Annotated in this window: 10 protein-coding genes; 2 read left to right on the top strand and 8 right to left on the bottom strand. The window is 40.9% G+C overall.

The annotated features are described in order from the left end of the window. The coding region (locus AC075L_RS16115; RefSeq protein ID WP_476387904.1) for a DUF5721 family protein at window positions 1-320 on the top strand (320 nt) is incomplete at its 5' end. A gap of 13 nt (window positions 321-333) precedes the next feature. Here the strand turns inward: AC075L_RS16115 and AC075L_RS16110 are convergent. The 7 genes from AC075L_RS16110 to AC075L_RS16080 form a co-directional block, all read right to left on the bottom strand. Continuing rightward, entirely contained in the window at window positions 334-663 is a 330-nt protein-coding gene (locus AC075L_RS16110) for a sporulation initiation factor Spo0A C-terminal domain-containing protein (RefSeq protein ID WP_008705507.1), read from the bottom strand. Window positions 664-1,016: 353 nt separating this feature from the next. After that, on the bottom strand, window positions 1,017-3,089 hold the full coding sequence (gene htpG / locus AC075L_RS16105; RefSeq protein ID WP_062807214.1) for a molecular chaperone HtpG: 2,073 nt from the start codon (window positions 3,087-3,089) through the stop codon (window positions 1,017-1,019). 268 nt (window positions 3,090-3,357) lie between these two features. Continuing rightward, window positions 3,358-6,000, bottom strand: a complete 2,643-nt coding sequence (locus tag AC075L_RS16100; protein WP_476387903.1) for a COG1470 family protein — start codon at window positions 5,998-6,000, stop codon at window positions 3,358-3,360. A gap of 323 nt (window positions 6,001-6,323) precedes the next feature. Beyond that, complete coding sequence (locus tag AC075L_RS16095) at window positions 6,324-6,581, bottom strand: glyoxalase (RefSeq protein ID WP_008705512.1); 258 nt, start codon at window positions 6,579-6,581, stop codon at window positions 6,324-6,326. A 1-nt stretch (window position 6,582) separates the two neighbouring features. Then, window positions 6,583-7,386: an HAD family hydrolase gene (locus AC075L_RS16090; protein WP_118521596.1), complete on the bottom strand. Its 804-nt coding sequence runs from the start codon at window positions 7,384-7,386 to the stop codon at window positions 6,583-6,585. Beyond that, window positions 7,379-8,044, bottom strand: coding sequence for an HAD family hydrolase (locus AC075L_RS16085; protein ID WP_008705515.1), 666 nt, complete (start codon window positions 8,042-8,044; stop codon window positions 7,379-7,381). The genes AC075L_RS16090 and AC075L_RS16085 overlap by 8 nt, the downstream gene beginning before the upstream one ends. 6 nt (window positions 8,045-8,050) lie before the next feature. Next, a complete protein-coding gene (locus AC075L_RS16080; RefSeq protein ID WP_055057254.1) occupies window positions 8,051-8,644 on the bottom strand; it encodes a Maf family protein in 594 nt (197 codons plus the stop codon). A gap of 219 nt (window positions 8,645-8,863) precedes the next feature. On the opposite strand from AC075L_RS16080, the gene AC075L_RS16075 reads away from it, so the two are divergent. Further along, window positions 8,864-9,268, top strand: coding sequence for a hypothetical protein (locus tag AC075L_RS16075; RefSeq protein WP_476387902.1), 405 nt, complete (start codon window positions 8,864-8,866; stop codon window positions 9,266-9,268). 117 nt (window positions 9,269-9,385) lie between these two features. Here AC075L_RS16075 and AC075L_RS16070 read toward each other — a convergent pair whose 3' ends face one another. Beyond that, window positions 9,386-11,053 (bottom strand): glutamine--tRNA ligase/YqeY domain fusion protein, encoded by a 1,668-nt coding sequence (locus AC075L_RS16070; protein WP_019161076.1) that lies wholly within the window; start codon window positions 11,051-11,053, stop codon window positions 9,386-9,388. Window positions 11,054-11,291 lie beyond the last annotated feature (238 nt).

Genomic DNA, 11,291 nt, shown 5'->3' with positions numbered 1-11,291 from the left:
CCACAGAATATTCCCTCTGGCATGATGTAAAACCTTATTGTTTTTCTATCATCCGCGGCAGACGCACACCTTTGAATTTCAGGATTGTATTTGAACTTTCTCATGATCAGACACAGTCATTGTTAAAAAATGAACAGCATATTGCAGATATTCCTGTGCAAAGCTTTTATCTGAATATCCGGTACAAGAACCAGTCCCTTTTATGTACAACAGGTGTTTCTTATACTTCATTCAGTCCAGATAAACGTCTGGAACATCTCTGGGATGATTCCATGGCTGTTTTTCTCTCCAGTCATCACATTCCCTGTGAAAAATTATGAGCAGATTCTGTTATCAGTCTTTATCTGAATAACGCAGATAATATACCAGAATATCTATAAACTCACTGTTCGTCGGTTTATCCGCCATTGTACACCCTGCCATTTCTTCCAGTGTATCCTTATGATTCATCCAACATAAGTTTACCAGTGTTCTTATGTTGTGTTCTACATTAGACGGCGTTGATTTATATTTTCTTGCAATGACCGGATAAATATCTTTGGTGACTTTTACCGGTCGCTCATAAATTTTCTGTGCCATTTCTACTGCATCCACAACATAATAATATCCTTTATACTTTGATGTTGCACCCAATTTTCTAATAACTCCATAAACTGCACTCATACATCGTTCCTCCTGTAACTTCCATAATCTGTGTTTTTACAGATTTGGATATCTCATTTATTTACACACATTTCTCTATAAGTAAATGAAAGTCACGATATTGGCTGCCCGGAAGCACCATTGCAGTCACTATTCTCTGTAACCCGTTATATTTTCTGCGGATTCGGCATATTCATTAAAATATCGGCAACTTAATAATAGGAATTCATAAGACATTTGTCAATACCAATGTAATTGTTTTCCACAAAAATAAGGAGCAAAAGTTATTCTCTGCTCCTTATTTGATATTCTGCTATTCTGACAGGAGTATCTGTCCTCTCATTGATCTGCCGGCAAATTGCCTGCTTTCTATCTTATTTTGCAATCATCAGCAAAATTTCATTGCTTCTCTGAACAAATCTGGTCATTTCGTCCGGTGAAAGCTGTTTATGGCTCATCATCGCAAGGTCATACAACTGTTCACAGATAAGCGGAGCCTTGTCAGATTCCTGATTCTCTGCCAGATATTTAACCAATGGATGATTCGCATTCAGAACCAGTGTTTCCTGTCCGCCAAACATATTCGGATCCATTCCATACATATTATACATCTTCATCATATCCTGCATACGGCGGCTCTCTTCGGAAAGAGTCATCATTGCTGATACATTTTCATTTTTCAAATTCTCAACATGTACTTCCAGTTTATCTTTATTAAGGCTCTTGCGGAAAAGTTCTGTCAGTGCTTTGACAGTTTCTTCATCGGCAGTACCCTCACCCTTCATTTCTTCGGTCAGATCCGCATCAATACGCTTAAACTGTACTTCCTGATGTTTCTGCTCAAGACTGGAAATAAATGCACTGTCAATATTATGCTTCAGGATAACGGCATCTTTTCCTGCTTCCTTAAACATATTGATATACTGACTCTGCTGAACTTCATCAGTTACATAGAAAATTACTGTCTTCTCAGGTTCTTTCGCTTCCGCATTGTCTTTGTTTTCAGACTCTGCTGCATCTTCTTTCTTTTCTTCTGTCTGAGCCTCAGTTTCTTCTGTTTCTTTTTTATTCTCTTCAATGCAGTCCTTTAATGTGAGATATTTGCCATCAAGATTCTTAAAGAGTACATAATCTCCCATTTTCTCTGCAAACTTAGCATCTTTAATACAGCCATATTTAATAAACGGGCTGATATCATCCCAGTATTTCTCATAAGATTCTCTGTCAGTCTTGCACATTCCGGTAAGCTTATCTGCCACTTTTTTGGAAATGTATTCAGAAATCTTCTGTACAAACCCGTCATTCTGCAATGCACTTCGTGACACGTTCAATGGAAGATCCGGACAATCGATCACACCTTTCAGAAGAAGCAGGAATTCAGGAATTACTTCCTTGATATTATCTGCGATAAATACCTGATTGTTATAAAGTTTGATCGTTCCTTCAATGGAATCATACTCTGTATTGATTTTCGGGAAGTACAGGATACCTTTTAAATTAAACGGATAATCCATATTCAGATGTATCCAGAATAACGGTTCCTTATAATCCATAAATACCTTGCGGTAAAATTCCTTGTATTCATCATCTGTACATTCATTCGGATGCTTCATCCAGAGCGGATTAATATCACTGATGGAAACCGGACGTTTATTGATCTTTACTTTATCCTTTGCAGGAGAAATTTCAACAACTTCCTTTTCACCTTTATCATTTTCTTTTTCTTCTGTCTTTGCTTCCTCATGAATATGTTCAACAACTACATCATCGTCTCTTAACTCAGATTCATCAATTGTCTCATATTCCTGAGGTGCATTTGCTTTGGAAAGGTAAATATGAACCGGCATGAAGGAACAGTATTTCTCAAGAATCTCACGCATACGGTACTCATTTGCAAATTCCAGGCAGTCTTCATTCAGGAACAGGGTGATTTCTGTACCAATCGTATTCTTGTTACCTTCCTGGATATCATATTCTGTTCCGCCATCGCAGGACCAGTGTACAGGCTGTGCACCTTCTGTATAGGAAAGTGTATCAATATGCACTTCATCCGCTACCATAAATGCAGAATAAAATCCAAGTCCAAAATGACCAATCATCTGATCATCTGTAGTTTTGTCTTTATATTTCTCAAGAAACTGAGTTGCACCTGAAAAAGCAATCTGGGTAATGTATTTCTCTACTTCATCAGCAGTCATGCCAATACCATTATCGATGAATTTCAGAGTTTTCTCATCAGGATTAACAATTACCTGAATCTCCGGTTTGTATCCTTCCGGAAAAGTATATTCTCCCATTACTTCCAGTTTTTTCAGTTTAGTGATCGCATCGCATCCGTTGGAGACCAGCTCTCTTACAAAAATATCATGATCGGAATATAACCATTTCTTGATGATTGGGAAAATATTTTCACTGTTAATTGATAAATTTCCATGTTTTACAGCCATGCTGTCCACACTCCTTTTTGTTTTTAATCATTTGCCGCAACTTTATCTGTCAATATACTGCATTCTTATCTGCTCTGCCTCCTGAGCCAAAACTATCCTCTCCTGTTTATCCTTTGAAATAGCTTTTGACTCCTGTAAGTTGCTTCTCTGAAAGATATAGTAATACCATTTATTCCAAAAGTCAAGAAAAAATTAGCACTCGTCAAAAACGAGTGCTAATAATTTTATATTTTACATATTCCCCTGTATTTTTTTCTTCAGATAACTCTTATTTCTTTCGTCTTTTGTATACCACAACTCCCACAATACATCCTGCTGCAATCGCCAGAATAATCACAAACGGTGTGATATTAGTCGTATCTCCTGTCTTTACCGCTGATTTCGCAGTTGCTCCATTCGGCTGCGGAGTCGGAGTTGCAGTTACAGTCTGCGCCTGTGTAATACTGAAATTCACCTGTTTAGTATCCTGCTCCCCTGTATTCTCCCATTCACTTCCATTATACTTCTGACGGTCAAATGTAACTGTCAATGTGTAGGTTCCGGCCTTCGTAATTCCAAATGCAGCAGTATAAGGTGCACTGCTCCAGCTATTTGTATTGATCACTTTCCAGTTATACGGTACATAGCGGACATCTCCCTTTCCCGGACTTTCATTGTCCATACCCGCTCCGACTGCTGTAAATGTAATCTTTGACTGTGTTGTGTATCCATCTGAACTGATTCCTGTAATCTTATTATCTGCCGGATCTGCAATTTTCGCCTTGCGGGCAGTTTTAACCGTAAACTGAACTTTCACTTCTGCACTGATCTGCTGTTCATTATCAATCACAACTGACTCTGTATAGGAGCCGGCCTTTAAACCCTCCTTCGGGCGGATTTTAAATGTACAGCTCTCCCCCGGTGCAAGCTCTGTGGCTGAAAGTTTCCCAATTTTAAAGTTTTTACCTGACGGTGCATTTAAAGTTACATTTGTATTCCCCTCATTCGTCACTGTAACTTTCTGCGCTTCCGGTGCCTCACTATATCCTTCTTTTGCTTTTCCAAAATTCAGTTCTTCCGGTGTTACGGATAATTTATAAATCTTTTTCACTTCCGAAACAGTCGCAGAAGCTTTGATCGTTGTCAATACATCTTCCTGTCCTTCCGAACTGGTCTGGGCTATCTGAATACTGTCCAGATAATTGCCGACTTTCAGACCAGTCACCGGTACTGCTGTAAATGCAGCAGAATCTCCCGGCTCCAGCACTGATGCCGAAAGTTCCCCAATATCAAAATACTCTGCATATGGCTGCATCAGCGAAACAGTTGTATTTCCTGTATTGGTAAGTGTAATGGTCGTCGCTTCAGGAGTATCATAACCTTCCTTCAGATCATCATAACTGAAAGATTCCGGATCTGCCTGAACTGCTGTGATCTGTTCCTGTTCTGCCTCTTTTACAGATACTTCCGCAGTTACCTGCACTGCTACTTCCGAATCCTCTTCACTTTCAAATATCAGGGTATCACTGTAATCACCCTTCGTCAGACCGGTTTTTGGACGTACCATGAACATAAGAGAATCACCTTTTGCAATCTGTATTCCTGATACAGCTTCACTTCCATCTTCGTTCATCACCTCAAAATAATCTGATTTCGGTATCTTTAAAGTGACAGTTCCATCCCCTGTATTTGTTACGGTTACGGACAGTGTCTCATTGGCCTGTGTATAATTTTCTTCGATATCGCTGAAATTAAGACTTCCTGTATTTACATCAAGAGACTGTGCCTCAAGAGATGCATCTGCATTGTCACCTGCCGATGGAGCCTCGCTGTCATCCGGCGTCTCTGTCGGTTCTGCAGAAGGCTCATCCGAAGGCTTCAGATCTTCGTCATCTGATGAATCATCCTCACCTTCAACTGCAATCTTCGCTTCAAAAGGAACCTCAATACCTTCTTCCGTCCGGTATGTGATCATATCATCATATTCACCCGGTTCCAGCCCTTCCCTCGGCTGTATCCATACGCTTACAGATTCACCTGCACTCAGCGGTTCTGTAATATCCTGAACCATAAAATGTTCCGGACTGATCTCCTGAAAATTCAAGTTCTCATTTCCGGTATTCGTAATCTGCACATACCGTGCTTCCACATCCTCAAGATCACTCTTTACTGTTCCAAAATCACAGATCTGATCTTCGCTGTCCTCTACAGTGGCAGTCGCTTCGTAAGTCTTTTGATCTTTCTCTGATCCATCTGTCTGCACATTTCCGTTCTCATCCACCTGCAGCTGATCTTCTGTATAAATTTTCATCTGGGAATCATCAGTACCTTCTGTTGTTTCCTCCGGCTGACCTTTTGTGTTCTGAGATTCATCTTCCTGTTCATTCCCTGCATTCTGCTGTACATCTTCTGTTCTATCTACATCCTGATTTTCAGAATCCTGACTGCCTTCTGCATTATCTGCTGTTTCTTCCAGCTGTGCATCCTCTGTTCCATCTGCCGTTTCTGTCTGCTGTGCATCCTCTGCTTCCTGTTCCACTGCTTTCGCCTCTTCTTCAGTTGCAGCTACCTCTAACGTCTTTGCAGTAAGAGTACCTGTCAGTCCGCTTCCATCTACAGGGGTCAGATCAAGCACCAGTCTGCATCCCAGATCATCCTGAGTGATCGTATAGTTCTTCTCAGTACCTACCTGTGTTAACTCCTTCTCCCCGGTCTGTCTTGACCAGGAAAAAGTAAAATCTTCATCCGTAACCTCTTCCGGTGTAACCTTTGCATAATCTGCACTCAACACTACGCCTACAGCTGCAAGTCCCTTAATCTTAAGCTTACCGCCCAATTCTCCTGACGGAGCTGCCGCAAAAACCATGGATGGAATCATTGAAATAACCATCATCACAGTCATTACAACTGCAAGAAATCTCTTTCTCTCCATCTGTAGTCCTCCTTTTCATTTATAATAAGATTTGTAATTATTCAGCAGCCGCTCTGAAGGTACTGAATAATTACAGTTCTGTGATGCTTCTGTGTCTGTCTGCCCTTTTCATTCCCATCGCAGACCACAACATCGTTTTTTCTCTGTATAAAAGCATTATAGCATCACATTTTCCGGAAATGTAATCTGTATTTTCTCCCTTAAAACAACTTCAGCCCCTGAGTATCAGAGTTCAATTTTCTCCAATATTCAGGGACCGAACTGTGTTTTACAGTTATTTCTCCGATATATCACGTGATATCCATAATTTGACCGAACAGTTTTTATCCTTCTACTATCAGATATTTTCCATCCGGCAGAGCAAATACTTCACTTGCATCTTCCAGTTCTTCATCTGACATTCCTTCCACATCAGCGCCTGACTCTTCCAGATATTCTCTCACTTCTTCAATAGAATCCACAACCTGCGCCATGCAATCCTCAAGGAATGCTTCCGCTGCTTCATATGATTCTGCTACCGCCTGTGGAAAAAGCTGTTCCTGATTTTCAAGAAACGTATTAATACATTCTTCTGTAAACAATTTAAATAACCTCCTCAATCTTTCCCTTTGCCCGGATCAGCTTCTCAAGGACCGGTTCAACCTGTTTTGTCATATAGGACGTAGCTGCCCGTACCCCCTCCTTGGAATGCTCCATGGCAAAGCCATATTTTACCGCTTTAAGCATCTCTATATCATTATATTCGTCTCCGAACGCAATACATTCTTCCGGCGAAATATGATATCTTTTCTGATATTCTCTGATTCCTTTTGCCTTGTTTGTTCCAAAAGGAATAAAATCAATCCACTCATTTCCCGAAGTGACAACAACACATTCTTTTCCAAATCTGTCCATCCAGTATTTCACAGATTCTTCTGTAAGGCCGGCCGGTTCAAACACAGCCAGCTTCATGATAGGAGCCGTCATCTCTTCCATGCTGTTTACAAATCTGCATTCATTTTTTACTTCATATAACATATGGTCATGAAATCTCTTTGTCTTCGGCATCAGGTAGTGGTAATCCTTTGCAGAACAGGTAAACTCGGCATCCTTCTTTTCCAGGATTGCAGAAATAATCTCCCCTGCCAGCTTTCTGTCAAAAGAATCCTGATACAGTACCTCTCCATGATCCACTGCCAGTGCACCATTCTCCGAAATATAGGAAATCTCTGAAGCAACAGGTGCAAACAGCTTTGTCATATTCGGATATTGCCTTCCACTGGCTGCTACAAACATAATCCCCAGTTCCTCTAACTGCCTGATCAGCGAAAAAATTTCTTCAGGCAGAGACTGTGCCTTATGTAAAAGTAACGTCCCATCCAGATCACTTGCAACCAACCTAATCATTTCCATGTTCCTCGCAAATCTTTACCAGATCTGTCGGTTTCTCAGCGACAAGATCTGCTCCATTCTCATTCAGTTCTTTTCGGTCACGAAAGCCCCATAGCGCACCTACTGTATACATTCCTGCTGCTTTACCGGTCTTCATATCTGTACTTGTATCTCCCACATACATACATTCTTCCGGTTTTACACCAAATTTCTCCGCAACCATAAGTGGACCATCAGGTGCCGGTTTCCTGCGGATTGCTTCACTCTGACCAACTACCATATCAAATTCCCCGTCAAAAAGCTGCGCAATTACTTTCACAGCTGCAGGATGAGGTTTATTTGAACAAACTGCCAGCTTCATTCCATGTTCCTTCAATTTCTTTAAGGTTTCCGGCATTCCCTTATAGGGAACTACTTTATACATCGGATCTGCTTCAAACATTTCCCGGTAAAGCTTCTGTCCCTCATCATAATGCGCAAGTTCCGGATCCCCCGCATCCTTAAGTGCGCGGCGGATCAGCATATTTGCCCCTTCTCCGCTGTAATATCTGAAATTATCCACCGGAAGTGTTTTCAACCCGAATTTTTCCATAATAATATTAGTCACATAAGCCATGGAATCCAGCGTATCAGCCAGTGTTCCATCCAAATCAAATATACATGCTTTAATCATCTTTTGTCATCCTCTTAAGTTAATTCCTGATTTCTTCATTTCATAAAATAGTCTGGCAACCGGGAGTCCTACCACATTATTGTAATCTCCGCTGATCCCCTTTACATAAATTCCGAAAAGTCCCTGGATGCCATAGCTTCCAGCCTTATCCATAGGCTCTCCTGTGGCAACATACTCTCTGATCTCCTCATCTGAAACCGGATAAAAAGTCACATCTGTACTTTCATAAAAAGTATGTTCTGTCCAGACTTTTTCTTTCTTTTCCCATACAGAAACGCCGGTATATACCTGATGAGTATTTGCCTGAAGTTTCTTTAATGTATTCACTGCATCCTCTGTATCATGAGGTTTGCCAAGGATCACATTCTCAAACACTACCACTGTGTCAGATCCGATCACAATTGTTCCGTCGGCACTATCTTTCATAGTGCGGATAACAGAAGCTGCTTTATCCGAAGCCAGCTGTTTTACTGCCTCTCCCGGATTGTCTGAGATACGATTCTCATCACCTGATGCAGGCAGCACTTCAAAATCCACGCCAGCCCGTTCCAACAGTTCTTTTCGTCTGGGCGAAGCAGATGCCAAAATAATTTTTCTCATAATAACCTCTTCTTTCCTGTCATAGTATACCTTGTATCTTTTTGGTATGCAACTGCTTTCATTAACTCTTTCCATAAAATTTCGCTTTTCTTTTTATCTGAAAAGTATTAAAATAACAATAACCTATAGCTGAATAAAATGGTGTCAGGAGTAAAAGATATTTTTATCCTGACTCGCTGTCAAAAATAGGAGAATATCAGAAAGGAGTTTATGATTATCATGGCTAAAATTAATAAATACTGGGGATATGTTGCAATAGGTGCCCTTACAGCAGCTGCTGCCGGTGCTGTAGCTGCCCTTATTGCCAAAAAAGGATCCTGTAAAGAGGATTTTGATTTTGAAGATGACTTTGATGATTTCGATCTGACTGATGAAAAGGAAACTGCTAAGGAAGATCAGGAACCTGCCGAAGATTTCCAGTCCTGGGAACAAACAGGCGAACATTCTGCAACAGATGGTACCGAAAGCAAAGGATCTGAAGAAACCGCTGATACAAATGATTCTGAGAAATCTTCCGATAAAGCTTCTGAAGTTGAGATTAAAGATGCAGAAGCGGAAGAAGATGCCGATGAACCTGAGACTTTCGAAGAGACTATGGACGCTGCATCTGAATCTGAAGAATAAACGTTACTGTTCATTCCGTTCACAGTAACGTAACCAAAAGGGAATGCTGCTTCACGATTGTACAATCGTAAAAGCAACATTCCCTTTTTATTCTGATATATTACCAATCCAGCCTCATTATGCTTTCGGAAGTTTAAATGAGCTCTTCAGAGACACAATACGGTTGAATACCGGTGCACCCTCTTTGGAATCATGGATATCTGCACAGAAAAATCCTGTTCTTACGAACTGGAAGCTGTCATAGCCTTTTGCTTCCATAAGTGCAGGTTCTACATATGCGGTAACTTTTGTCAGAGAATTCGGATTTACATTCAGAGAACCATCTTCTTTGTTGTATACACCCTTCTCCTCATCTACGATATTCTCATAGAGACGTACTTCTGCTTTTCCTGCCTGACTTGCTTCTACCCAGTGAATGGTTCCTTTTACTTTTCTGCCATCCGGTGCATTGCCACCCTTTGTTGCAGGATCATAAGTACAGTGTACAACACGTACAGTTCCATCTTCATCAGCTTCATATCCTGTACAGGTTACAAAATATGCGTTCATAAGACGAACCTCTGTGCCCGGGAACATTCTCTTATATTTCTTAGGCGGATCTACCATGAAGTCTTCTCTCTCAATATAGAGTTCTCTGCCAAACGGTATTTTACGGGTTCCCAGTTCTTCGTTCTCCATATTGTTCGGAGCTTCCAGATATTCTACTTCGCCTTCCGGGTAATTATCGATCACAAGCTTAATCGGATCAAGAACAGCCATCAGGCGCGGACGTTTCAGTTTCAGGTCCTCACGGATGCAGTATTCAAGCATTGCATAGTCAACAGAGCTGTTTGCTTTGGATACACCGCAGAGTTCTACAAACATTTTGATGGATTCCGGTGTAAATCCACGGCGGCGCAGTGCTGCGATGGAAACCAGACGCGGATCATCCCATCCGTCTACGATGCCTTCCTCTACCAGTTTCTTGATATAACGTTTACCTGTAACTACATTTGTCAGATACAGTTTTGCAAACTCAATCTGCTTCGGTGGCTGTGGATATTCCAGTTCTTTTACAACCCAGTCATACAGTGGTCTGTGATCCTCAAACTCCAGAGTACAGATGGAATGTGTGATTCCCTCAATGGCATCCTCGATGGGATGGGCGAAATCATACATTGGATAGATGCACCATGTATCACCTGTTCTGTGGTGAGTCATATGAGCAACACGATAGATAACCGGGTCGCGCATATTCATGTTCGGAGATGCCATATCAATCTTGGCACGAAGCACTTTCTCTCCGTCTGCATATTTACCTTCTTTCATCTCTTCAAAAAGCTGCAGGTTCTCTTCTACACTTCTGTTTCTGTATGGACTTTCTTTACCCGGCTCTGTAAGAGTTCCACGATATTCACGGATCTGATCTGCTGTCAGGTCACATACATAGGCTTTGCCTTTCTGGATCAGCTTTACAGCAGCTTCATACATCTGTCCGAAATAGTCAGATGCAAAAAACAGTCTGTCTTCCCAGTCTGCACCAAGCCATTTGATATCTGCCTTGATGGATTCTACAAACTCACTCTTTTCTTTGGTCGGGTTTGTATCATCAAAACGCATGTTGAACTTGCCGTTATATTCCTGTGCAAGACCATAGTTTAAAAGAATAGATTTCGCATGACCGATATGAAGATATCCATTCGGTTCCGGTGGGAAACGTGTATGCACGGTGTCATAAACACCCTCTGCTAAATCTTTATCAATGATATTCTCAATAAAATTTTTGGAAACTGTTTCGTTCTCCATCTTCTTCCCTCCTGTTGTCGTATTTTATACTGTTTTTTCACACATCTATATATAAAAAATACAACTGAATATTTTTTATGTCGAATGAATTTATATTATCATTGGAAATTCCATCTGTCAACCGTTTACACAACAGTGACAGGCCTTATATTTCTCAGACGTTACTGTTCACTCCGTTCCACAGTAACGTAGCCAAAATTCATTCCAGATTGCCTGCGGCAATGCAAAATAAAAAAAA

Source organism: Blautia sp. ZXY-1-B12 (assembly GCF_056339915.1).
Note: the sequence above shows the minus strand (reverse complement) of the source record. Positions and strands in the feature narration are given on the sequence as shown.